The sequence below is a fragment of the Salmonella sp. SAL04157 genome (genome assembly GCF_046551635.1).
GTDB lineage: Bacteria > Pseudomonadota > Gammaproteobacteria > Enterobacterales > Enterobacteriaceae > Salmonella > Salmonella enterica.
In genome coordinates this window covers 154,780-179,211 of the sequence record NZ_JBGDVS010000002.1, presented here as the reverse complement: position 1 = coordinate 179,211, position 24,432 = coordinate 154,780, and the positions used below count along the sequence as shown (strand labels likewise).

Below are 24,432 nucleotides of genomic sequence, written 5' to 3'. Positions count from 1 at the left end.
TTATTCACAATCGATTTAACACACCATTTACATCAAATTTGATTGCAGAGGGATACTATTTTTCTCCAGGTTGCACTCTCTCACATTTTTTGCGGTTGCACCTTTTAAAAGTGTTAACTACCGCAGAGAAAATAAATCCAGATGGTTTTCCCCGTCAGACTCCCACTTTCTTTTTTTAACAATTTATTCATTTTTAAGCTTGCAACGCAGGTCACATTTAACGCGGTTGCACAAAGTTGCAACATAGTGGATATTTTCCGCTAACTATTGGTTAGCAGATAGAGCGAATAACAGGAGTAGAGGGTATGGGAACCACCACGATGGGGGTTAAGCTGGACGACGCCACGCGCGAACGGATCAAAATGGCCGCCTCGCGTATCGATCGCACGCCGCACTGGTTAATAAAACAGGCAATCTTTAGCTATCTGGACAAGCTGGAAAATAGCGATACGCTACCGGAGCTACCTGCGCTGTTTGCCGGCGCGGCAAATGAAAGCGAGGAGCCGGTCGCGCCGCAGGATGAGCCGCATCAGCCCTTTCTGGAGTTTGCCGAACAGATTCTTCCCCAATCCGTCTCTCGCGCCGCCATCACTGCCGCCTGGCGCCGCCCGGAAACCGATGCGGTGTCAATGCTAGTGGAACAGGCGCGCCTGTCGCCGCCTGTCGCTGAGCAGGCGCATAAACTGGCGTATCAACTGGCGGAGAAATTGCGCAATCAAAAATCCGCCAGCGGTCGCGCGGGTATGGTACAAGGCCTGTTGCAGGAGTTTTCCCTCTCTTCGCAAGAAGGTGTTGCGCTGATGTGTCTGGCGGAAGCGCTGCTGCGTATTCCCGACAAAGCTACGCGCGATGCGTTAATTCGCGACAAAATCAGTAATGGCAACTGGCAGTCGCATATTGGCCGTAGCCCGTCGCTGTTTGTAAACGCCGCCACCTGGGGGCTGCTCTTTACCGGCCGACTGGTCTCAACGCATAACGAAGCTAATCTTTCACGCTCGCTGAACCGCATTATCGGCAAGAGCGGCGAACCGTTAATCCGCAAAGGCGTCGACATGGCGATGCGTTTAATGGGCGAGCAGTTCGTGACTGGCGAAACCATTGCTCAGGCGCTGGCGAATGCCCGAAAACTGGAAGAGAAAGGGTTCCGCTATTCTTACGATATGCTGGGCGAAGCCGCGTTAACCGCCGCCGATGCGCAGGCCTATATGGTTTCTTACCAGCAAGCGATTCATGCCATCGGCAAAGCGTCTAACGGTCGCGGTATTTACGAAGGGCCAGGCATCTCGATTAAGCTGTCCGCCCTGCATCCACGCTATAGTCGCGCGCAATACGATCGGGTAATGGAGGAGCTTTATCCGCGCCTGAAATCCCTGACGCTGCTGGCGCGCCAGTATGATATCGGTCTCAATATCGACGCCGAAGAGGCGGATCGTCTGGAGATCTCGCTCGATCTGCTGGAAAAACTCTGCTTCGAACCCGAACTGGCGGGCTGGAACGGCATTGGCTTTGTGATCCAGGCTTACCAGAAACGCTGCCCGCTGGTCATTGATTATTTAGTCGATCTGGCCTCCCGTAGCCGCCGTCGGCTGATGATTCGTCTGGTGAAAGGCGCCTACTGGGATAGCGAGATCAAACGCGCGCAAATGGAAGGGCTGGAGGGCTATCCGGTTTATACCCGCAAAGTGTATACCGATGTCTCTTATCTGGCCTGTGCGAAAAAATTGCTCGCCGTCCCTAATCTGATCTACCCGCAGTTCGCGACCCATAACGCACACACACTGGCGGCGATTTATCATCTGGCCGGGCAAAATTACTATCCGGGTCAGTACGAATTCCAGTGCCTGCACGGCATGGGCGAACCGCTGTATGAACAGGTCACCGGTAAAGTGGCGGACGGAAAACTTAACCGTCCCTGCCGTATTTACGCGCCGGTGGGAACGCACGAAACCCTGCTGGCCTATCTGGTACGACGCCTGCTGGAAAACGGCGCCAACACCTCTTTTGTCAACCGCATCGCCGATGCCACCCTACCGCTCGATGAACTGGTGGCCGACCCGGTCGAGGCCGTGGAAAAACTGGCGCAGCAGGAAGGTCAGGCTGGCATACCGCATCCGAAAATTCCGCTGCCGCGCGATCTGTACGGCGAAGGTCGGATAAACTCCGCCGGACTTGATTTAGCGAATGAACATCGCCTCGCCTCGCTTTCTTCTGCCCTGTTAAGCAACGCCATGCAGAAATGGCAGGCCAAACCTGTGCTGGAACAACCGGTGGCCGACGGTGAGATGACGCCGGTTATCAACCCGGCGGAACCGAAAGATATTGTCGGCTGGGGACGCGAAGCGACAGAAAGCGAGGTTGAACAGGCATTGCAAAACGCGGTCAATCAGGCGCCGGTTTGGTTTGCGACGCCGCCGCAAGAACGCGCCGCCATTTTGCAGCGGGCGGCGGTATTGATGGAAGACCAAATGCAGCAGTTGATTGGCCTGTTGGTGCGCGAAGCGGGGAAAACGTTCAGCAACGCCATTGCCGAAGTGCGCGAAGCGGTAGACTTCCTCCATTATTATGCCGGTCAAGTGCGTGACGATTTCGATAACGAAACGCATCGCCCGTTAGGGCCGGTGGTCTGTATCAGTCCGTGGAACTTCCCGCTGGCCATTTTCACCGGCCAAATCGCCGCCGCGCTGGCGGCAGGTAACAGCGTTCTGGCGAAACCGGCAGAGCAGACATCGCTGATTGCCGCCCAGGGCATTGCCATTTTGCTGGAAGCGGGCGTACCGCCGGGCGTCGTGCAACTGTTGCCGGGACGGGGAGAAACCGTCGGCGCCCAGCTTACCGCCGATGCGCGTGTACGCGGCGTGATGTTTACCGGTTCCACGGAGGTCGCGACGTTGTTGCAGCGCAACATCGCCACGCGTCTTGACGCCCAGGGCCGCCCTATTCCGTTGATTGCGGAAACTGGCGGTATGAACGCTATGATTGTCGACTCTTCCGCGCTCACCGAGCAGGTGGTCGTGGATGTGCTGGCTTCCGCTTTCGACAGCGCCGGACAACGCTGTTCCGCGCTCCGCGTGCTGTGTTTGCAGGACGATATCGCCGAACATACGCTGAAAATGTTACGCGGCGCGATGGCGGAGTGTCGGATGGGGAATCCAGGCCGTCTGACGACCGATATCGGGCCGGTGATTGATAGCGAGGCCAAAGCCAACATCGAGCGTCATATCCAGACGATGCGCGCCAAAGGCCGCCCGGTTTTCCAGGCCGCGCGTGAAAACAACGATGACGCGCAGGAATGGCAGACCGGTACGTTTGTTATGCCCACGCTTATTGAGTTGGAAAACTTCGCAGAACTGGAAAAAGAGGTCTTCGGGCCCGTGCTGCATGTCGTGCGTTATAACCGTAACCAACTGGCGGAGCTTATCGAACAGATTAACGCTTCCGGCTACGGGCTAACGCTGGGCGTACATACCCGTATTGATGAAACCATTGCGCAAGTCACCGGTTCCGCCCATGTCGGCAACCTGTACGTTAACCGTAATATGGTGGGCGCGGTTGTCGGCGTCCAGCCGTTTGGCGGCGAAGGCCTGTCCGGTACCGGGCCAAAAGCGGGGGGGCCGCTCTATCTCTACCGCCTGCTGGCACACCGCCCGCCCAATGCTCTCAATACGACGCTGACTCGTCAGGATGCGCGCTACCCGGTGGATGCGCAGCTTAAAACCACGCTACTCGCGCCGTTGACCGCCCTGACGCAATGGGCGGCGGATCGCCCGGCGCTACAGACGCTCTGCCGACAATTCGCCGATCTGGCGCAGGCCGGCACGCAGCGCCTGCTACCGGGACCGACCGGCGAGCGTAATACCTGGACGCTATTGCCGCGTGAACGGGTGTTATGCCTGGCTGATGATGAACAGGATGCGCTGACACAGCTTGCCGCCGTTCTCGCCGTCGGCAGTCAGGCGCTATGGTCAGACGACGCCTTCCACCGCGATCTGGCGAAACGTCTCCCCGCCGCCGTCGCGGCGCGTGTCCAGTTTGCGAAAGCGGAAACACTGATGGCGCAGCCGTTTGACGCGGTGATTTTCCACGGCGACTCCGACAAGCTACGAACCGTGTGCGAAGCCGTCGCCGCCCGCGAAGGCGCGATAGTGTCGGTACAGGGGTTCGCCCGCGGCGAAAGCAATATGCTGCTGGAACGGCTCTATATTGAACGTTCGCTGAGCGTAAACACTGCCGCCGCTGGCGGTAATGCCAGCCTGATGACAATTGGCTAATACTGTGGTTAATTAAGGCTCCGTCAATGGAGCCTTTTTACTCGCGTCAGAGGACCGTATGAAACGAATTTTCCTTACCTGCGCTGCGTTGTTGTTCAGCAGTCAGGCGTTGGCTGATGAGTGCGCCAGCGCCAGTACGCAGCTGGAAATGAATCGCTGCGCCGCCGCGCAATACCAGGCGGCAGATAAAAAGCTGAACGAAACCTATCAAAGCGCGCTTAAGCGTGCGCAACCGCCGCAGCGCGAGCTGTTGCAAAAAGCGCAGGTGGCATGGATTGCCCTGCGCGACGCCGATTGCGCTCTGATTCGTTCAGGTACGGAGGGCGGCAGCGTGCAACCCATGATCGCCAGCCAGTGCCTGACCGATAAAACGAACGAACGCGAAGCGTTTTTAGCCTCGCTGCTGCAATGTGAAGAGGGGGATTTGAGCTGCCCACTGCCGCCTGCCGGTTAACGCACGCGAATCCCTTCAATAATAATGCGCTGAACGCTTTCGACCGTTTGGTTGAAAAAGGCTTCATCGCGAAGCGTCGCGCCGGTTACCGCTTCAACCTGAGGGGCAAAATCGGCGTAATGTTGCGTGGCGGCCCAAATCATGAAGATCAAATGGTGCGGGGAGACGGGCGCCAGTTTCCCGCTGTGCACCCATCCGGCAATCAGCGCGGATTTTTCATCTATCAACGCTTTTAGATCGCCGGTCAGTTCCTCCATTAAGAGCGGCGCGCCCGCCAGCATCTCCATGCAGAAGAGCCGCGACGCCTGCGGATAATCACGCGAAACTTCCAGCTTGAGACGGATATACTCTTTGATGGCCTCCAGAGGGGAAAATTCTGCGCGAAACGCCTTGAGCGGCGCCAGCCAGACATCCAGGATCTGTCGCATTACCGCGACATACAGCGCCTCTTTCGAGGGATAATAATAAAGCAGATTGGTTTTGGAGACGCCTGCCCGCTCGGCGACCTGCTCAAGACGCGCGCCATGAATGCCATACTGGGAAAAAACAGCAAGCGCGGCGGTTAAGATAAGCTGCCGTTTTGCACCGGTGGCCTGCGAGCGTTTCCCGATTTTTTTCTCTGTGCGTTGCGACATGCGCCCTCTCCTTTTTGTCAGGACGCAAGCATACCAAATCCGGCTTATAAACAAAAAAACCGCCGGAAATCCGGCGGCGGTGGCGCATGACGCTTTTTAGCGCGAAACGCTCAGCGTCTTGCTGTTGTGACGCAGGCTAGCTATTACGGTTACTGCTTTTGCCCCCTTTTTTGCCTGCTTCGGATGCACGCTGCGGGTCATTCTTAAAATTGCCCCCGCTGTGCTGACCACCTTTACGACCTGCTTCTGATGCTCTTTCGCGGTCTTCCGCAAAATTACCGGAACCGCCACGATGGTTTGCCATTACTGACCTCCGTCATAGATTAGACATCATATTGCATAGGTAATGAGGAGTATCTCCTCGCGCAGCGTATGAACGATATCATCAGTAACGCCGCGTAACATTAAGCATAGTGAAAAACGCCGTGGTAGGCCGCTTACCGAAATATTCTGCAACATCAGAAGCCGAATATGCAGAATAATAACCATAAGAAATAAATAAGTTATTCTTATATTTAGAAAAATCAAAGCGCTTAAAAATGTATCATTTTGCAACAAAGGTCGCCAAATTAATTATTGTTATAAATCAAAGAAATGGCGCTGAAATTTGCACTCTTCACAGGAGAGCATATCTTTAAATAGACGTAGCGAATCGCTACACACCTGATTAATCTGAGGAGTAGTACAAATGGCAAAGATTCTGGTGCTCTATTATTCCATGTACGGACACATTGAAACCATGGCGCACGCGGTGGCGGAAGGGGCAAAGAAAGTCGACGGCGCAGAGGTCATTATAAAGCGTGTGCCAGAAACAATGCCGCCTGAAATCTTCGCAAAAGCTGGCGGTAAAACGCAAAACGCACCGGTTGCCACCCCACAGGAGCTGGCGGATTACGATGCCATTATTTTTGGTACGCCAACCCGGTTTGGCAATATGTCAGGCCAGATGCGTACCTTCCTGGACCAAACCGGCGGACTGTGGGCATCCGGCGCGCTATACGGCAAGCTCGGCAGCGTGTTCAGTTCTACCGGAACGGGCGGCGGCCAGGAGCAGACGATCACCTCGACCTGGACTACGCTTGCCCATCATGGGATGGTGATTGTCCCGATAGGCTATGCCGCACAGGAACTGTTTGACGTCTCCCAGGTTCGCGGCGGCACGCCTTACGGCGCAACGACTATCGCCGGAGGCGACGGTTCGCGTCAACCAAGCCAGGAGGAACTCTCTATCGCTCGCTATCAGGGGGAATACGTCGCCGGTCTGGCAGTCAAACTCAACGGCTAATCTTCAACAGGAGGATTCGAATGCCAACTCAAGAAGCAAAAGCGCACCGCGTCGGCGAATGGGCAAGCCTGCGTAATACGTCGCCGGAAATTGCCGAAGCCATTTTTGAAGTCGCTCACTATGACGAGAAACTGGCAGAAAAAATATGGGAAGAAGGTAGCGATGAGGTGCTGATCAAAGCCTTTGAGAAAACGGACAAAGACTCGCTCTTCTGGGGCGAACAAATCATCGAACGTAAGAACGTATAACACAAACGCCCCCGCCTGCGCGGGGGCATACGGCTATTTTGCGGCAGTGTTCATGACGTTATCGAACTTATCCAGCGGACAGAAGCCGTTCGCATCCACCGGACATCCTTTCAGTTCCAGGGTTACCCTTTGCGCGGGCGATTTGAGCGTTAACGCTTCCGCATTGCGTAACTGCCGGGCGCTCTGGTAGACATACTCGATTTTCATCAAATCCCGGTTAGCGTTGCCGTCATGCCAGCGTTGGAAGACAAGCTGGCCGCCAATCGGCGTTCTCTCATACTGGTCATGGAGCTGATAGGGTTTAAAATCCAGCGCCGTCAGCAGCGACGCGATATTGGAGTCATGCCCCACCAGCACGGTCACCTTCGGCGCGCTAACGCGATCGGCAACCAGCACCTTATCGATATATTTCACCAGCGGCGCAGCGACATTGCGCGCCACCGTGGGTGAGGTAAACAGGCTGTCCTGATAGCCGTTTTTCAGTTTTGACAGCACTTTCCACTGCCGATCGGTGTGGATCCCGCCCCAGGCGACCTGATCCATCGGAAACCCTTCGTAATATTGCAGGGTAAACGCATCCACCAGCGAGTTCCCTACTTTCAGCGGCCCCTGCACGCCAGGCTCTTGCTGATAGTTCGCGCTGAAGGTATCTTTCGCGTCGATTAGCGAACACTGATGCTTCTCTTTGCAGGACGGCGAGTCCTGATAATGCGTTATCTGCTCAAGCAGTTTATAACTCTCATCAAGATGTAGCTGACTACGCGCCTTTTCCATCGCCTGTACGGCCTGTTGCCGGAACGCGGCGGAATCATCGGTAATCACCGGATTGAAGGTAGGATCCATAGTGCCCATTTTTTCCTGATGATGAACAGGAATATCACAGCCGGGGAAAGCGCCGGTAATGAAAAATTGCGCGGTGGCGACGGTGCGCTGCAAACTATTCGCATAGGCATATACCGTGTCGGGTGCCGGACATTCTCCCGACGGTATCAGCCCCTGCGCGACCAGCCATTCACGTGTGTAGTGTCCCATATAGACTTCCAGCACGCCGCCTTTCGTCGTCAGTTGCCCGCCGGGAACGTCCCACGCCGGCCAGGCATTCGGCGTCGACTGCGCCAGTACGCTGCCATTATTCGCCAGCGGTGCCCGCAGATTATGGCGGCTCATCATCAGCACCTGTTGTAATTGATAACCCTCCGGCGTTGTCTGCGCCTGTACGGCGGATGACAACAAAACAGCCCCTGCCACAGCAACAGCGAGTAATGATTTTTTCATCCCTATGACCTCTTATTGTTATCAAATCGTTCTGAGTGTGACAGAAATGGATCATTTTTCCGGGAACGATTTCGCAAAACGGGGGTTTTTCTTACAGTAAACGCGTTAGCGCCGGGAAACCCCGGCGCATATTCAGAACGTTTTTGCCCACCACAGCCGAAGCTTCATGCCCCAATAGCTGGTCCAGCCGCTGGTGGTGAACACAACCCGACCTTGTGAAACCACCACCAGCGTTGGCGTCACGCTGATTTCCCAGCCAGCAGATAAGGCGCCATTAGCATCATTGACGACCGGAAAGTCAACGCCCTTGCGCGCCAGCCAGCGGGCAACCTCAGCGTCATCGCCGGAGCGGAGCGCAACGGTCATGACGTTTTCCCCTTCCGCCGCCAGACGAGCGACCGTAGGCGTAGTAAAGCGGCATACCCCGCACCAGCTGGCCCAAAAATAGAGCAGTACGGGGCGTTCTTCGCTCAATGTCGCCAGAGTTGTCGACTCTCCCGTCAGCGTATGTAACGGTGTCGCGGCAAACGCCGGAGGCGCCTGCGGCGCGCGCCAGACGTCCATGACCACCATTATCGCGATGAGGAGCGCCAGAAAAACCGCGGCTTCACGCAGCCAACGCCGCAGTTTACCCGCCATTGGCAGCCGCCAGTTTTTCTTTCACCACCGCTTCCAGCGTATCCCAGGGCACTGCGCCCGGAATCAGCTCGTCGCCAATGATCGTCGCTGGCGTTCCTTGCACGCCGACCAGCCTTGCCAACTGCAAATTAGTGCGTATCGTTTCCATGCTTTTTTCATCCAGCGTCACTGGCGTAGCCCCTGCTTTCTGCTGGGCCTGTTTAATACTGTCATCCGTATGGTAACCGCGCTTTTGCATGAGTTTTTCATGTAGCGCGAGGAACTGTTGCGGATGCTCGCGCCAGGTGGTCAGCGCAATACGCGCCGCCAGTACGGAGCTCTCTCCTTTGAATGGCAGCGGTTTAATAATGACCGCAACGTCAGGATATTTCTGCACAATCTTTTCCAGCATCGGATCGAGCTGTTTGCAGTACGGGCAGTTGTAATCCGTAAAGTTCACCAGCGTCAGCTTAGGGTGTTTAGTGCCTATCCGCGGGCTGGCAGGATCGTTAAACAACGCCGCATGGATCAGATTTTCAATCTGCTTTTCCTGATCCGGCGTAAAAGGGGCGGTTTCTTGCGCGATGCTCAGCGTCGAAAACAGCGCCAGCAGTAAAACAATCATGTATTTCATTGGGTTATTCCTTTCGCTTTTTTCAACGTTTGTAATACCGCATCGCGGGTCAGCAAAGTGGGCAGTGCCTCCCCTTCCGGCAAGCCGGGGCCATATACCTGATTAAACGGCACGGCGACCTGACCACGCGTTTTCAGAAAATCTGTAATGGCATCGGACGGCAGCGTCCAGTCTCCCCGCAGCGCCACAACATCCGGCTGTTGCAAGGCGTCCTGCACATCCTCTTTTTGCAGGACGTTGTATTTATTCACTTTACAGGTAATACACCAGTCCGCAGTAACATCGACAAATACCCGCTTATGCTGCGCCAGCGCCGACTGGATTGCCTGTTCACTCAACGGTTGCCACTGAACCGTGTCTTGCGCGCTCTTTGACGCAGTGAAGCCGAAATGCGGCAGGAGTAACGTCGCCAGCCAGATAGCCGACCCCAGCATCATCAGACCGAGGATCCTGCGCAGGACATTCATCCAACGCCCGGGGCGCGGTAAACGTAGCGCAAGCCCTGGTCGTATCGCGACCAGTAGCCACGGCGCGCTCATTCCCAGGCCAAGCGCAAGGAACAGCCCCCATAGCGTCGGCAACGACGCCGTGAGCGCCACCGCCACCGCCGTACCCAGAAACGGCGCGCTACAAGGCGTCGCCAGCAGCGTGGCGAACGCCCCCTGCCAGAAATGTCCCGACATACCGTTACCGCCGTAAGTGGCCAGTTTCGTGGTCATAGATGAGGGAAGCCTGAACTCAAAAAGCCCGAACAGGCTGGCGCTAAACAACAACATCACCAGAGCCATAAAACCAATAAACCATGCATTCTGGAACTGGACTCCCCAGGCCAGCGCATGGTTTGACAGGCGAAGGAGGGTCATAAACGCCGCCAGCGCCATAAATGACGCAATGATACCGGCGACCGAAGCCAAAAATTGTCGCCTGATGTGAGAGCGGCTTTTTTCCTCTACCAATAAAATAGAGCCAAGTTTCATGCCCAGAACCGGCAGCACGCAGGGCATTAAATTAAGAATCAGTCCGCCGATCAGCGCCATCATTACAACTTGCCAGAAAGGTAGCGCCGCATTGTCCGGCGTTTGCGCTGGCGCAGCGCCAATGGTTTGCGTGCTCTCCTGGGCGATAGCGCCATCGGCTAACACGAGGGTCAGCGATTTGTTGCGCAAATCGGGCGCCTTTTCGCCCCAACTGTCCGTCACCGGCACCGTCGCCTGTAACCTGTCGCCCTCTACGCGCAGGCGAGGCTTCGCAAAATCGACGTCATCTATGGTGTCAAGATAGAGCCCGGGCGATGACCAGCCCGCCGCTCGCGTAGCAGTGACCACCAGTTCTCCCGGGCGATAGCCGACGTCAAGCGAGTCCGTTAGCCCACTGCGGAGCGGAACTTTACCCATCGCCCGCGCATAGTCATGGGCAAAATCGGCATTCTGCACAGTGGGCGTCACGGAAAAGGGGTAATCGGTCAACAGACAAACATTGCTGCAGGTTGATAACGTCAACACGCCGCTCAAGGTCGCCGGCGGCGTACCGCGCACGATCATCGGAAAGGTCACCTCGTCGTGATATCCCTGGGTGGTGATATTCGCCACATCAAAGCGCGAGGGGGTTGGCCAGAACCAGCTTACCTCAGGCATGTCGCCTTTCCAGGCGATAGAGGGTGCCACGCCCCCTTCCCCCGGCGCGCGCCAGTAGGTTTTCCAGCCGTTTTCCAGTTTGACATCCAGCAACAGCCGGGTCTCACCGTTAGCGGACGTATCGGCACGTAGCCGTATGCTGGCATGGTCGTTATCGGGCGAACGCAGCCAGCCGCTTTCCGCCGCCCAGGAGACGGGCAGCCAAAGCCATAACAGGCAGAACAGTATCCGCCTGAACAAAATCATCATATTTTTTCTCCGTGAATGAGTAAGTAACCGTTAGCAATAACCGGTCTGTCATTCACGGAAGACACAAAATCGTAGATGTACCCGTAATGTGGGCGGCGAAATAGCCCGTGGAGGCGAAAACGGCAGGCGCATGACCCGGACAGGCGCCAGTAAGGAAAGCAGTAGACAAAGCGCAAGGATAGCGCCTTCAAAGAGTACCGGAGGCGCCGCCAGCAGCGACTTGGCGCTTAATTCACAGGGAGTGACCGGCGAGCCGTCATCTGTCGAAGAGGGAGCGCTGACCACCGCAGCAGAGGCCGTCGCCTGCATCTGCAAGGCGTGCAGGCCCGCCATGCGTTGCGCGGTACAAACCATTACCACGACACATGCAAGGCAAAGAAACCACCAGCCCATCCGTTGTTGTTTCGCCATTGCGCCCTCACTGTTTAACGCGAGTTATCTTAGCCACTGGCGCGGTTTTGGCAACCTTTCCCCTGTAAAGTTATGTCGGCGCGCTGCGCAACCTTCTGATAGTCGAACAACGTAATTTATTCTTACTAATGATATAACTGGTGTTTTCATACGCACTTTTCAGGTTTACCCTACACTTAGTGGAGAAACCTTTTTGGGGTCCCTTCTGTATGTATTGATTTAGCGAGATGATGCTATGGAACTTAAGGATTATTACGCCATTATGGGCGTGAAACCGACGGACGATCTCAAGACGATTAAGACCGCCTATCGCCGACTGGCCCGCAAGTACCATCCAGATGTCAGCAAAGAACCCGATGCCGAAGCCCGTTTCAAAGAGGTTGCTGAAGCATGGGAAGTGCTGAGTGATGAGCAACGGCGCGCCGAGTATGACCAGTTATGGCAACACCGTAACGATCCACAATTTAATCGCCAGTTCCAGCAACACGAAGGCCAACCGTATAACGCCGAAGATTTTGATGATATTTTCTCGTCTATTTTTGGTCAGCACGGTCGCCATTCGCACCACCGCCACGCCGCACGCGGTCATGATATCGAAATTGAAGTGGCGGTATTCCTGGAAGAAACGCTGGAAGAGCACCAGCGTACGATTAGCTATTCCGTCCCCGTTTATAACGCGTTCGGCCTGGTGGAGCGGGAAATTCCCAAAACATTGAATGTGAAAATCCCGGCTGGCGTCAGCAACGGGCAACGAATCAGACTGAAAGGCCAGGGTACGCCGGGGGAAAACGGCGGACCTAATGGCGATTTATGGCTCGTTATCCATATTGCCCCGCATCCGCTCTTTGATATTGTCAATCAGGATCTGGAAGTCGTCCTTCCGCTTGCCCCATGGGAGGCGGCGCTCGGCGCTAAGGTGTCTGTGCCAACGCTTAAAGAGCGTATTTTGCTGACCATTCCCCCCGGCAGCCAGGCTGGTCAGCGGCTGCGTATCAAAGGAAAAGGATTAGCCAGTAAAAAGCACACTGGCGATCTCTATGCCATCATCAAAATCGTTATGCCGCCGAAACCTGACGAGAAAACAGCTGCCCTGTGGCAACAACTGGCGGACGCGCAGTCGTCCTTTGACCCACGCCAGCAATGGGGGAAAGCATAATGGCTAATATCACTGTCACCTTTACCATCACCGAATTTTGTTTGCACACCGGCGTGACGGAAGAGGAGCTAAACGAAATCGTCGGACTTGGCGTAATTGAGCCTTACGAAGACGATAACGCCGACTGGCAATTCGACGATCGCGCAGCGAGCGTGGTACAACGCGCGCTACGCTTACGCGAGGAGCTGGCGCTCGACTGGCCTGGGATCGCGGTCGCGTTAACGCTGCTGGAAGAGAATTCACGGCTGCGCGAAGAAAACCGGTTACTGCTGCAACGCCTTTCTCGCTTTATCTCGCATCCCTAATCTACGATAAAGGCAATAAACCGAGGGTGGGCTTTCTGCCCCCCCCGGATTTACATGCACCCGGTATAATACCAGAATGCCTCTGACATACTTCCCCCAACGGAAGAAATATAGCCTTTCACCGCGCACAACCCGATCAACGAACCGCCAATGTCAGCCATTAATGCGCCATTGCGAAGATCATCGTTTAAATAAAGACCAGCCACAAGTTCACATTTTTTAGATACGTCGGTTATTTTTACACGTTAGCGATCATTTATTGCCTGAAGAATATATTCTTTCACTGTTTTGTACTCTCTGGTTGATACGTACCTTCTCCCTGTCAATGCCGGGTAAAATGTACCGCTGCGCTTACAGGTTGCAGTATTTATAAATAAGAAATACAACAGTCACTTACAGTTTAATAATTGAGCGTTATAACATCCACTGCCGCCCAATATTTACACCACGTATAAAATACAAAAATGTAATAGAATGTAAACAAAATAAGAGCATAAAATAAATAACTTATTAAAAAATCAATATAAATAGAGTGGTCAATAAAAAACGATCGTTTTCAACGAGTTATGTTTCTCAGATTTTCATCTATCCTGAATAGGCTTGCGGAAAATGTAATTTACACCATTGACTATTTCACTTAAAAGGTTTCTGTAATGGAATGGAAGGTCGTTGATACAGTTATAAGTCCCTCTACCGGAGTATCGTTCTCATGCATACATAGCCTAAAAAATCTTAGATTGACCTTATGGTATCAGGCAGATGTTTACATGCCTCCAGGTAGCATTATCATCCCCTTTAATAAGGGGGTCTTAATAAACGATAAACTTTATCCCGTTACTGTTTACAACGTTACCAGGTTTAATCCTGTTCTATGGAAATCGCTTAAAGAAAATAGCCACTGTCCTGGTAACTGCAATCCTAAACCAGAAGCCTGCAGTTATCCTTTCGAGTGTCTGGTATCCGTTTGTCCATTTGGTTTAACCAGAAATATTCAAATAGATAATAAGAAAGTTTAGGAAATAAAGTATGCATTAGCCATACTACTGATTAAGTGTATTCGCGCACGTTTGCAGTATTTTGCAGTTAAATATGTTTGATATAAAAATTGTACAGTTCGGATATTTTTTGATTCGTTTAATCTAACCTTCACTTTGGCAACGAGGAGCCGGTACAGAGGATATTACTGATGGCCGGCAGACAAAGAAACGCATTGCTTTTAACACTGTATAAATTCCATCCGTGACATTCTTATTTAGTAATATTTCACCAGAGCAATCATCTTACCTTTATTGTGCATAAAAATCAGCAAGTAGTGTTTAGAAAAAATAATGTTTTAGACAAAAGCTCTGCGTGTCATGCTGATCGCCAAAAGCATAACGGGCTGACATCATGTCAGCCCGTGGGTTTACCCCTGCCCTGATACTTACGGTACGCTTATCGTCATATTGTCATGACCGACAATGACAGGGCCCGGGTAATTTTTCATGGCTTCCTGTTGCCAGACGTCATCCGCAACCGTCGCAGGCACCAGATGACTTAACACCAGTTTTTTCACGTGGGCCTCGCGAGCAATCTTACCGACATCTTCAATCGTGGTGTGATGCGACGCAATCGCTTCAGCCAGCGTTTTTCCGTTGCCAATACTATTAGCCAGTTTTGCTACCGAAGGGACATGTACCGCCTCATGTACCAGGATATCCGCCCCTTGGGCAAACGTTGCAAGCGGCGGAAACCAGGACGTATCGCCAGAGAAGACGATTCGCTTACCCTGGGTATCAAAACGGTAAGCAAACGCTTCACCGGCCGGGAAAGGGGAATGAGGCACTTTCAGCGCGCTTATTGTAACCAGTTCATCTTTATAGATGACGCCCTGGCTAATATCGGTCGCCTTAACCAGGTTGCGCGGATCGGGTTTCCCCTCTTCTTCCATGCGTAGCGTGATATCCCTGTCAAAGACCTTCCAGCTAGCCTTCGTCATCGCCTGGGTTCCCGGCGGGCCATACACCTGTATGGTATGGTCTTTCAGACCACTTGCCCAGGCATTCATCAGCAAGGAAGGATAATCCAGTATGTGGTCGCTGTGCAGATGGGTGAGCAAAATAGTATTGATGTTGCGCAGTGGAATGCCGTTTTTCACCAGTTGCAGACTGGCGCCGTAGCCGGCATCTATCAGCCATATTTTATCGCCGATAGTGAGCGCCGTCGCTTGCGGTAGTCTGGCTGTATTGAGCAAAGAAGGCCCGCCTTTGGTGCCCAGTAAAACAATGTTGATCTCTTGAGGCGCAGGAGCACCAGCAGCAATAGCAAGGTGGCTTTGCGCCAGCATACAAACCGCCAGCATAGCGACGCTTTTTTTCATCATGTTTTTACTCTTCTTAGTTGAGAAAAGAGGGAACTTCACGTTGGCGAAACTGCGAAGGAGAACAGCCAGCAAGGCGATTAAAGAAACGGGCGAAATAAGCCGGATCTTTAAAACCTAATTGCCAGGCGATCTCGTTGACAGCATTGTCGGAAAAAAGCAGCAGTCGTTTCGCCTCGCGTAATTGCCGATCAAAAATCAGGCGTTTAGGCGGGCGATTAGCAAAACGTCGGCAAATATCGGTCAAACGAGATTCGGTAATATGCAACTCGCAGGCATAATCGGGCACCGTCCAGTGCTGATGGAAGTGGTTGTCAATTAACAGGGTAAAGCGCTGAAAAAGTTTCAGTTCACCGCGCATCCCGGTTGCGGCGTGATCGTCCAGCTTCGCATTACGCAACAGCAAGGTAAATACCGCCTGCGCCAGTAGCACCAGGGTATGTTCGCAGCCAGCCAGTTGTTCCGTGGACTCCCGCTCAATTAGCTGCCAGTAATGTTTGAGCGCCGCCAGCTCGTTGGGTTTATCCGCCAGCGACAGACAGATTCCCGGCAGGCCGAAGGCCTCTCTGGTGCCGGGATAAAGCACTTCCAGCAGCGGCCAAACCAGCTCTTCGCGTACCGTCAGAACATGACCATCGCTATCCGATTCGGTAATAAAAGCATGCGGCACCGAGGGCGGCGTAAGCACAAATAGCGGCGCCTGCACCGAATAGCGATGATCGTCGAGCTGTAGCTCAATCTGCCCGGTATCAAGAAAGTGCATTTGAAAAAACTGGTCGTGGCGATGCGCCTGCATATCACGACCAAAGAAATCCGCCATACGAGCAAACGACTGATAATGCACATCGTTACTGCCCATGCTTTCGTCATACTCTTTGCTGATATCAATATTGGCGATCGCACGTTGGCACATAGTTTCTCCTCAAGGGGTGGCGCGCGGACGCGATGCTTTCATGGGAATGAGCCAGATAATGGCGGCGCCGACGACTAACAGAGAAGCGACAAACCAGAGTCCGCTATTGAAGCTACCGGTGATATCTTTTAGCCAGCCAATCATAAATGGGCTGAGTGCGGAGCCAATATTGCCGGTGGCATTGATGACCGCAATGCCTATTGCCCTGGCGCGTAAACTGATCGACTGATCCGGCGTGGTCCAGAAGATCGCCATCGCGCTAAAGGAACCCGTGGATGCCATCACGATCCCCAGGAGCTGGATCAGGTTATGGTCGGTCGCCGACGCCAGCAGCCAGCCCGCGGCGGCAAACAGGAACGGCAACGCCGTGTGATGTTTACGCTCCTGATGTTTGTCCGAATGGCGGCTCCAGTAAATCATGCCCAGAATAGTACAAATCTGCGGGATCGCCGCCAGCAGGCCGATGGTGATATTGCTGCTGCCTTCATTAAAACTTTTCAGGATTTGCGGCGTCCAGATACTAATGGCGCTAAGCGTATTGGTAAGGCAAAAATAGGCCAGCGTATACATCAGTACAATTGGCGTGAATACTTCGCGCCACAGACTACGCTGCTGCATGGCGTTATGGCTGATGGCCCCCTCCGGCTGAACCAGCGTCAGGCGGTCATTATCCATCATCTCCTGCAAACATTTTTTATCCTCTGCCGTCAGCCATTTGGCTTTTGCCGGGGTATCATCCAGGTAAAACCAGACCATAATGCCTAACAAAACTGACGGAAATCCCTCCAGCAGGAATAACCACTGCCATCCATGCAGATTGAATATGCCGTCCAGCGATAAAATATAGCCGGAGACAATCGACCCCAACGCGGTAGTGGCCGGCATGGCAATCATAAATAATGCGTTGGCGCGGGCGCGGAAAAATGCCGGGAACCAGTAGGTTAAATAGAGCAATATTCCTGGCAAAAAGCCCGCTTCGGTAATGCCCACCAGCATTCGCAGCACATACAGGCTTTTCGGTCCCACCGCGAACATCGTAGCGGTAGATGCAATGCCCCATAGCACCATAATGGTCGCAATCCAGCGGCGGGCGCCGACGATGCTCAACATCACGTTGCTGGGAATGCCGAAAATGACGTAGGTGGCGTAAAACAGCGTCGTGGCAAGGCCAAACATGGTGGCGCTTAACCCCAGATCCTGCCCCATCGTCAACCCGGCAAAACCGATGTTGATACGGTCTAAAAACGAGAAGATAAACAACACGAATAAAAATACGATCAGTCGGCGGAACAGTTTATTTATGACGGTTTGTTGACCCGTGCTGAGCGCGTTGTGCGAACGGACAGACTCGGGGCTTTCCGGAAGTGCAGATGATGTGTCGCTCATTTTTTTTCCTCTGATGGGAATTTTTGTAGGGTACTACGGTTGCCCGGTAGCGCTACGCTTACCGGGCCAGGCTTAATAGACGCCGGACGCACCGGACAGGTTTTTTTCTGCGCCAAAGCGCGCCGCCAGCGCCTCCGCTCCGCGCGCCAGCAGCGTGGTGTCAACGCCGACGGCGACAAATAGCGCCCCCAGTTCCAGATAACGTTTCGCCAGTGCTTCATTGGCCATCAGAATCCCCGGCGCTTTCCCCGCCGCGCGTATCTGCACGATGGCGTTCTCAATCGCCGCCTGCACTTCCGGGTGCTGCGGATTGCCGGCAAAGCCCATATCGGCGCTAAGATCCGCCGGACCAATAAACACGCCGTCAATGCCATCCACGTCGAGAATTGACGCCAGATTGCTCATCGCCTCACGCGTTTCAATCTGCACCAGTACACACATGGCGTCGTTGGCCTGGTGGAGATAGTCCGGAATGCGGTTCCAGCGCGATGCCCGCGCCAGCGCGCTGCCCACGCCGCGAATACCGGCAGGCGGATAACGCGTAGCCGCCACGGCGTTTCGCGCTTCATCGGCATTCTGCACCATCGGTATCAGCAGCGTTTGCGCGCCGACGTCGAGCAGTTGCTTAATCTGTACCGGATCGTTCCATGACGGACGCACCACCGGCTGGCTGGGATAAGGCGCAATCACCTGCAACTGGGTCAACACCGTCTGCACGTTGTTTGGCGCGTGTTCACCGTCAATCAGTAGCCAGTCGAAGCCGGCGCCCGCTAACAGTTCAGCGCTGTAACTATTGGCAAGCCCCAGCCACAAACCGATTTGCGGGCGCCCCGCTTTTAACGCGTCTTTGAAAGCATTTTTCATCGTTTTTTCCTTACACAAACCGGCAACTGATCGCGCCCATGTTGCCGTAATCGACATGGAAAGTATCGCCCTTGCGCGCCGGCACCGGGCGGGTGAACGAGCCGCCGAGGATGATCTGCCCGGCTTCAAGCTGGACATCGTAGGGGGCAAGCTTGTTCGCCAGCCACGCCACGCCGTTGGCCGGATGATTCAGCACGCCTGCGGCGACGCCGGTTTCTTCGATCACGCCGTTGCGATAGAGCAGCGCGGAGATCCAGCGCAGATCCAGCTCGTCTGGTTTGATGGGACGACCACCGAGGATCACCCCGGCGTTGGCGGCGTTGTCGGAAATGGTGTCGAACACTTTGCGCGGGCGCTGGGTTTCCGGGTCGATGTTGTGGCTACGGGCGTCAATCAGTTCCAGCGCCGGAATCACATAATCCGTGGCGTTGTAGACGTCGAACAGCGTGCAGTGAGGGCCGCGCAGCGGTTTCGCCAGCACGAACGCCAGCTCCACTTCAATACGCGGGACGATAAAACGGTCGGTGGGGATATCGCCGCCGTCATGGAAGAACATATCGTCAAGCAGCGCGCCGTAATCCGGTTCGCTGATTTGCGAGCTGGCCTGCATCGCTTTTGAGGTCAGGCCGATTTTGTGGCCTTTGAGCGTGCGCCCTTCGGCGATCTTGATATTGACCCATTCACGCTGTACGGCATAGGCATCTTCAATAGTGATGTTGGGATAATCCAGCGACACTGCGCGAATCTGTTCACGCTGTTTTTCAGCCTGATTAAGTCGCTGGGCGATCAGGGTATGGGTCTGTTTATCGAGCATAGTTGCTTCCTGTTACGTCATTCGGTGCTGCTGCGCCGGGTGGCGACGCGGGTGCGTCTTACCCGGCCTACGGTTCGGTATTGCTTCGTGCATCGTTTTTTTTGTAGGCCCGGTCAGCGCAGCGCCACCGGGCGAAAGAGTGTGCTATTTAAACAGCGCGTGTACGTTGTTTTGTTTGTAATTGAGCGTCGGATGTAGCTCGGCAATCTCAAACGACAGCGCCAGATAGCGGTTCTCCATCAGGTCGGCGAAGTGGGCTTTAATCAGCCCAAACAGCATTTCGCCAACTTCCTGACGGCTCTCCAGGCTGCGCCCGGCGCCGATTTTCAGCGTCATATGCACAAACGCGTAATCATGCTTACCGTCAGCCATCTGCCAGGTATCCAGCCAGTGGGCGCGACTGCGGATACCGCCGATGGGGAAAATCCCGCTGGCGGCCAGCGCCTCGTTTACCTTGCTGAACAGGCCGGGTAAATCAGCCTGCTCGCGAATATTTTCAGTACATTCAGCAATAAAGTGCGGCATAAACACCCCTTACGCAGGCAGCGGGAAAACAGCGTTCACCTGGCCGGTACCGGAGCTGGCGAACAGGTCGGTGATGAACTCCACCTTGCCGTCGTATTTGTCCCAACCCAGCATTCCCAGCAGCATGACCGTGTCGTGCATGTTGCCTTCGCCGTAGCAGTAGTCGGCGTACTCCGGCAACATGGTGCAAAACTCCTTGAATTTGCCTTCGCGCCACAGCTTGACCACGCGCTCGTCCATTTGATGATCGAACTCGCGGGTGTAGCTGTTCATCCCCTCTTCCGCCCGTTGGTCGTCAATAAAACGGTGCGACAGAGAACCACTGGCGAATACCGCTACGGTACCGTCATATTTCTCAATCGCCTTGAGAATGGCTTCACCCAGTCTGCGGCTGTCGGCAAAATCATGCACAGTGCAGAACGCCGAAATGGAGACCACTTTGAAGTGCTTGTCGCTGTTCATGTAGCGCATCGGTACCAGCGTGCCATACTCCAGCTTCAGGCTCGGGATGTTATGCGCTTTAGCGCGCACGCCCAGTTTGACTGCCTCGTCGGCGATCAGATGGCCGAGCTCCGGATTACCGTCATAGTCATAGGTCATGTCGCGAATAAAGTGTGGCAATTCGTTGCTGGTATAGACGCCCTGGAAATGGTCGGCACAATTAATGTGGTAAGCGCTATTCACCAGCCAGTGGGTGTCGAATACGATAATGGTGTCAACGCCCATTTCGCGGCAACGCTTGCCAATTTCAATATGCCCATCAATGGCTGCCTGACGACAACCGTGATTTTTTCCCGGCAGTTCAGAAAGATACATCGACGGCACGTGGGTAATTTTTGCTGCTAACGCTAACTTGCCCATATCAAACTCCCCATTTTGGGATAGGATGGTCGCCCATTGAGATGCAGACGTTTTTCATTTCCGCAAACACTTCGAAGCTATATTCGCCGCCTTCGCGCCCGGTACCGGAGGCTTTCACGCCGCCGAACGGCTGGCGCAGGTCGCGGACGTTCTGGGTGTTGACGAAGACCATGCCGGCTTCAATCCCACGCGCCAAGCGCAACACTTTGCTCACGTCCTGGGTCCAGATATAAGAGGCCAGACCGTATTCCACGTCGTTCGCCAAACGTAACCCTTCCGCTTCGTCTTTGAATGGCAGCAGGCAGGCGACCGGCCCAAAGATCTCTTCCTGCGCGACGCGCATACGGTTGTCGACATCGGCCAGCACGGTTGGGCGCAGGAAGTTACCGCCTTTCAGATGCGCAGGCAGGTCAGTGGGTTTTTCCGGGCCGCCCGCCAGCAGCGTTGCACCTTCTTCAATGCCGAGGCGGATATAACCGGAGACTTTCTCCCAGTGCTGTTGGCTAATCAGCGCGCCGACCTGGGTGTTCGGGTCGGTCGGATCGCCGACACGCAGGCGATTCGCGCGTTCGGCAAAGCGCTTCACGAACTCAGGGTAAATGCTCTGCTGGATAAAGATGCGCGACCCGGCGGTGCAGCGTTCGCCGTTGATCGAGAAGATGGTGAACAGCGCGGCGTCCAGCGCGCGCTCAATGTCGGCATCTTCAAAAATCAGCACCGGCGATTTGCCGCCCAGCTCCATCGAGTATTTTTTCAGGCCGGCATTTTTCATGATATTGCGACCGGTGGCGGTACCGCCGGTAAACGACACCGCACGCACGTCATGGTGGCGTACCAGCGCATCGCCAGCAGTGGCGCCATAGCCCTGCACCACGTTCAGCACCCCTGCCGGAATTCCTGCCTCCAGCGCCAGCTCGCCCAGCCTGTCGGCAGTCAACGGCGACAGCTCGGACATTTTGAGCACCGCGGTGTTACCCAGCGCCAGGCACGGCGCGACTTTCCAGGTCGCGGTCATAAACGGCACGTTCCACGGCGACACCAGTGCGCAGACGCCGACGGGCTGCACCAGCGTATAATTGAGCATTTTATCATCAACCGGATAGGTCTTGCCGTTCATCTGCTGGCACACTTCAGCGAAGAATTCGAAGTTATGCGAGGCGCGCGGAATCAGCACGTTTTTAGTCTGGTGAATAGGCAGGCCGGTGTCGGCGGTTTCCATCGCCGCGATTTCCGGCACATGCTGGTCAATCAGGTCGCCAAGGCGGCGCATCAGGCGCGCGCGCTCTTTCATCGGCAGGTTGGCCCATTTCGGGAACGCCTCTTTTGCCGCCGCGACAGCCTGGTTCACCTCTGCTTCACCGCCGGAGGCCACTTCCGCCAGCACGTCACCGGTCGCCGGGTTAGTGGTCTGGAAGTAGTCGTTACCTGCAACATTTTTGCCGTTAATCCAATGATTTATTTTCTTCATTTTGCGCTCTCCTCACTGACGATTCGGTTAACCAGGCGACCCACGCCTTCTACTTCCACGACAACTTCATCCCCCGGCACCACATCGGACAACCCTTTCGGCGTACCGGTGGCAATCATGTCGCCCGGTTGCAACGTCATAAATTCGCTCAGATAAGAAATCAGGAACGGGATGCTGAAGATCAGATCGGCGGTCGTCCCTTCCTGCCGCAGCTCACCGTTGACAAAGGTGCGTAACGTCAGGTTATGCGGATCAGAAACCGCCTCTTTATCCACAATCCACGGGCCTATCGGCGTCAGGCCGTCGCGGCTTTTTACCCGCAGATTTGGACGGTAGTAGTTTTCCAGATAGTCGCGGATCGCGTAGTCGTTACAGACGGTGTAACCGGCCACATACTCCATGGCTTCGGCTTCGCTCACCTTACGCGCCGTTTTGCCAATTACCACGACCAGTTCGGCTTCATAGTGCATATATTCGACGTTGTTCGGGCGCACCGACGTTTGATGATGTTCGGTAAAGGTGTTTGGCGCTTTGATAAATACCAGCGGCTCTTTCGGCGGCGTAAATGCCAGCTCGCTGGCGTGATCGGCGTAGTTCAACCCCAGCGCAAATAGCGTTCCCGTTGCTGACAACGGCCACGTAAACGTCTGGTGGCGGGCGAATTCATCTTCTGCGACAACCGGATTTTCCAGCGCGGGTAAACCTTTCGCCAGAATACGCACCCGATCGCCGGGACGCAGCGCAACGCGATTCTGTGGCGTACCGAGTAAGATCGCATCGCCAGGGTTAAGCGTAGCGAACTCACTTAACGCGCTAAGCAGCTGTGCGGCGCTACGCTGTAAATCGGCAGTATTCCAGTGGTCCGCTTCTCGTCCGTTGATTTCAGTGATAATGGTGAGGTTATCCACATCACTCAGCGGCGCCATTTCACCCAGAGGGCAAAAGCCATCGCGACATTTCGCTTTAATCGCCGGGCGATAAAAGCTCTCTTCCGGCAGGCTGACCTCGTTAGCCAACGCATACCCGGCGATATAGTCCGCCGCCGCTTCAGGGCGTATCCGGCTGGCGGTTTTCCCCACAATGAGCGCCACTGTCGCGCCGCTCAGTACCTTTTCTCCCTGCGGATAAGGAATGGGTTCGCCGTGACGAATCACCGTATTACGCGGCTTGATGAACCACACTGCGGTTTTAGGCGGCGCATTATAGGGAGGCTGAGAGAAAGCCTCTTGCCAGGCATCAAGCTGGCTGCGATGGTTTAACGCAACGGCGAAAACAGTACCCTTCATACATAAACTCCTCAGGCCGATTTAACGGGCTGTGATTTCATTAATATATTAATAATTAGATTTATGCTTTCGCTGTACATTTAGCAAGCTGAAGTAAAGTATTTGTGATGTGATTAACAATATTTTCACAAAACAATGATTAAATACATATATATCAAATAGTTAAATAAAACACCTTGTTTCTGTTAAACTTTGGACATAAAACAGATGTCATAGCTCACATCGGTAAACACGATTATTCAGGTATTAATAATTCTGCAAAAGAGAAACGCTTATGCATGATTCATTAACCATCGCATTGCTTCAGGCGCGCGAAGCGGCAATGACCTATTTCCGCCCCATCGTTAAAAGCCACAATCTGACCGACCAGCAATGGCGCATTGTGCGAATCCTGGCCGATAGCCCCTCTATGGATTTTCACGAGCTGGCCTTTCGTACCTGCATTTTGCGTCCAAGTCTGACCGGAATATTGACGCGCATGGAGCGAGACGGACTGGTGTTGCGACTCAAGCCGGTTAACGATCAGCGTAAGTTATATGTCATGTTGACGGAGCAGGGACAAACGTTGTACGCCCGTGCCCGGAGCCAGGTAGAAGAGGCTTATCGAAAAATTGAGGCCGATTTCACGCCCGAAAAAACACAGCAATTGATGCTGCTGCTGGACGATCTTATTGCTCTGGGGCGCCAGCCTCCTGATAGCGAAGCGGAAGCATAGTATTCTTTCCTTCCCTCGCCGCCGACACGGGAATCCCCTCCCGCTTACAACGTTGACGGCGATCGCATT

24 protein-coding genes are annotated in these 24,432 nt (G+C 54.2%); 8 read left to right on the top strand and 16 right to left on the bottom strand.

From position 1 onward, the window contains the following. Positions 1–305 precede the first annotated feature (305 nt). A complete protein-coding gene (gene putA / locus ACLJRE_RS04400; protein ID WP_000537519.1) occupies positions 306–4,268 on the top strand; it encodes a trifunctional transcriptional regulator/proline dehydrogenase/L-glutamate gamma-semialdehyde dehydrogenase in 3,963 nt (1,320 codons plus the stop codon). A gap of 58 nt (positions 4,269–4,326) precedes the next feature. Further along, positions 4,327–4,722, top strand: coding sequence for a lysozyme inhibitor LprI family protein (locus ACLJRE_RS04395; RefSeq protein WP_000821064.1), 396 nt, complete (start codon positions 4,327–4,329; stop codon positions 4,720–4,722). On the opposite strand, the gene rutR is transcribed toward ACLJRE_RS04395, so the two are convergent. Next, positions 4,719–5,357: an HTH-type transcriptional regulator RutR gene (rutR, locus tag ACLJRE_RS04390; RefSeq protein WP_000083128.1), complete on the bottom strand. Its 639-nt coding sequence runs from the start codon at positions 5,355–5,357 to the stop codon at positions 4,719–4,721. The two genes, ACLJRE_RS04395 and rutR, sit on opposite strands and share 4 nt — an antisense overlap. A gap of 136 nt (positions 5,358–5,493) precedes the next feature. Beyond that, on the bottom strand, positions 5,494–5,661 hold the full coding sequence (locus tag ACLJRE_RS04385) for a general stress protein (RefSeq protein WP_001273663.1): 168 nt from the start codon (positions 5,659–5,661) through the stop codon (positions 5,494–5,496). A 384-nt stretch (positions 5,662–6,045) separates the two neighbouring features. Here ACLJRE_RS04385 and wrbA point away from each other — a divergent pair, with 384 nt between their 5' ends. Further along, complete coding sequence (gene wrbA, locus ACLJRE_RS04380; protein WP_001062898.1) at positions 6,046–6,642, top strand: NAD(P)H:quinone oxidoreductase; 597 nt, start codon at positions 6,046–6,048, stop codon at positions 6,640–6,642. Between the two features lie 20 nt (positions 6,643–6,662). Next, a complete protein-coding gene (locus ACLJRE_RS04375; protein ID WP_001143125.1) occupies positions 6,663–6,890 on the top strand; it encodes a YccJ family protein in 228 nt (75 codons plus the stop codon). 33 nt (positions 6,891–6,923) lie between these two features. Here the strand turns inward: ACLJRE_RS04375 and agp are convergent, their stop codons facing one another. The 5 genes from agp to ACLJRE_RS04350 form a co-directional block, all read right to left on the bottom strand. Continuing rightward, positions 6,924–8,165 (bottom strand): bifunctional glucose-1-phosphatase/inositol phosphatase, encoded by a 1,242-nt coding sequence (gene agp, locus ACLJRE_RS04370; RefSeq protein WP_000749201.1) that lies wholly within the window; start codon positions 8,163–8,165, stop codon positions 6,924–6,926. 132 nt (positions 8,166–8,297) lie between these two features. Further along, complete coding sequence (locus tag ACLJRE_RS04365; protein ID WP_000907525.1) at positions 8,298–8,804, bottom strand: protein disulfide oxidoreductase; 507 nt, start codon at positions 8,802–8,804, stop codon at positions 8,298–8,300. Then, positions 8,794–9,417, bottom strand: coding sequence for a DsbA family protein (locus ACLJRE_RS04360; protein WP_000876694.1), 624 nt, complete (start codon positions 9,415–9,417; stop codon positions 8,794–8,796). Before ACLJRE_RS04360 ends, ACLJRE_RS04365 begins: the two co-directional genes overlap by 11 nt. Further along, positions 9,414–11,300: a protein-disulfide reductase DsbD family protein gene (locus tag ACLJRE_RS04355; RefSeq protein WP_023207976.1), complete on the bottom strand. Its 1,887-nt coding sequence runs from the start codon at positions 11,298–11,300 to the stop codon at positions 9,414–9,416. The genes ACLJRE_RS04360 and ACLJRE_RS04355 overlap by 4 nt, the downstream gene beginning before the upstream one ends. Positions 11,301–11,348: 48 nt before the next feature. Then, positions 11,349–11,711 (bottom strand): copper resistance protein, encoded by a 363-nt coding sequence (locus tag ACLJRE_RS04350; protein ID WP_001118902.1) that lies wholly within the window; start codon positions 11,709–11,711, stop codon positions 11,349–11,351. A 235-nt stretch (positions 11,712–11,946) separates the two neighbouring features. Here ACLJRE_RS04350 and cbpA point away from each other — a divergent pair, with 235 nt between their 5' ends. The 3 genes from cbpA (at position 11,947) to ACLJRE_RS04335 (ending at position 14,188) form a co-directional block, all read left to right on the top strand. Further along, positions 11,947–12,867, top strand: a complete 921-nt coding sequence (gene cbpA, locus ACLJRE_RS04345; RefSeq protein WP_000420603.1) for a curved DNA-binding protein — start codon at positions 11,947–11,949, stop codon at positions 12,865–12,867. Then, positions 12,867–13,172 (top strand): chaperone modulator CbpM, encoded by a 306-nt coding sequence (gene cbpM / locus ACLJRE_RS04340; protein WP_001284251.1) that lies wholly within the window; start codon positions 12,867–12,869, stop codon positions 13,170–13,172. The genes cbpA and cbpM overlap by 1 nt, the downstream gene beginning before the upstream one ends. A gap of 653 nt (positions 13,173–13,825) precedes the next feature. Further along, entirely contained in the window at positions 13,826–14,188 is a 363-nt protein-coding gene (locus ACLJRE_RS04335; protein WP_001537781.1) for an anti-adapter protein IraM, read from the top strand. A 407-nt stretch (positions 14,189–14,595) separates the two neighbouring features. Here the strand turns inward: ACLJRE_RS04335 and ACLJRE_RS04330 are convergent, their stop codons facing one another. The 9 genes from ACLJRE_RS04330 to hpaG all read right to left on the bottom strand — a co-directional run bounded on the left by ACLJRE_RS04330 (position 14,596) and on the right by hpaG (position 23,648). Further along, a complete protein-coding gene (locus ACLJRE_RS04330; protein ID WP_023207978.1) occupies positions 14,596–15,534 on the bottom strand; it encodes an MBL fold metallo-hydrolase in 939 nt (312 codons plus the stop codon). Between the two features lie 13 nt (positions 15,535–15,547). Further along, positions 15,548–16,444: a 4-hydroxyphenylacetate catabolism regulatory protein HpaA gene (hpaA, locus tag ACLJRE_RS04325; RefSeq protein WP_000336602.1), complete on the bottom strand. Its 897-nt coding sequence runs from the start codon at positions 16,442–16,444 to the stop codon at positions 15,548–15,550. 9 nt (positions 16,445–16,453) lie between these two features. Further along, positions 16,454–17,830, bottom strand: coding sequence for a 4-hydroxyphenylacetate permease (gene hpaX / locus ACLJRE_RS04320; protein ID WP_001285795.1), 1,377 nt, complete (start codon positions 17,828–17,830; stop codon positions 16,454–16,456). A gap of 72 nt (positions 17,831–17,902) precedes the next feature. Next, a complete protein-coding gene (hpaI, locus tag ACLJRE_RS04315) occupies positions 17,903–18,694 on the bottom strand; it encodes a 4-hydroxy-2-oxoheptanedioate aldolase (RefSeq protein ID WP_023207979.1) in 792 nt (263 codons plus the stop codon). A 10-nt stretch (positions 18,695–18,704) separates the two neighbouring features. After that, positions 18,705–19,508: a 2-oxo-hept-4-ene-1,7-dioate hydratase gene (hpaH, locus tag ACLJRE_RS04310; RefSeq protein ID WP_000884795.1), complete on the bottom strand. Its 804-nt coding sequence runs from the start codon at positions 19,506–19,508 to the stop codon at positions 18,705–18,707. A gap of 144 nt (positions 19,509–19,652) precedes the next feature. Beyond that, positions 19,653–20,033: a 5-carboxymethyl-2-hydroxymuconate Delta-isomerase gene (locus tag ACLJRE_RS04305; protein ID WP_001119849.1), complete on the bottom strand. Its 381-nt coding sequence runs from the start codon at positions 20,031–20,033 to the stop codon at positions 19,653–19,655. 9 nt (positions 20,034–20,042) lie between these two features. Continuing rightward, positions 20,043–20,894, bottom strand: a complete 852-nt coding sequence (gene hpaD, locus ACLJRE_RS04300; protein ID WP_000516978.1) for a 3,4-dihydroxyphenylacetate 2,3-dioxygenase — start codon at positions 20,892–20,894, stop codon at positions 20,043–20,045. A gap of 1 nt (position 20,895) precedes the next feature. Continuing rightward, positions 20,896–22,362 (bottom strand): 5-carboxymethyl-2-hydroxymuconate semialdehyde dehydrogenase, encoded by a 1,467-nt coding sequence (hpaE, locus tag ACLJRE_RS04295; protein ID WP_000723525.1) that lies wholly within the window; start codon positions 22,360–22,362, stop codon positions 20,896–20,898. Then, positions 22,359–23,648: a 4-hydroxyphenylacetate degradation bifunctional isomerase/decarboxylase gene (hpaG, locus tag ACLJRE_RS04290; protein ID WP_000679210.1), complete on the bottom strand. Its 1,290-nt coding sequence runs from the start codon at positions 23,646–23,648 to the stop codon at positions 22,359–22,361. The genes hpaE and hpaG overlap by 4 nt, the downstream gene beginning before the upstream one ends. Positions 23,649–23,922: 274 nt before the next feature. On the opposite strand from hpaG, the gene hpaR reads away from it, so the two are divergent. Further along, positions 23,923–24,363: a homoprotocatechuate degradation operon regulator HpaR gene (hpaR, locus tag ACLJRE_RS04285; protein ID WP_000543923.1), complete on the top strand. Its 441-nt coding sequence runs from the start codon at positions 23,923–23,925 to the stop codon at positions 24,361–24,363. The last annotated feature ends 69 nt before the right edge of the window (positions 24,364–24,432 follow it).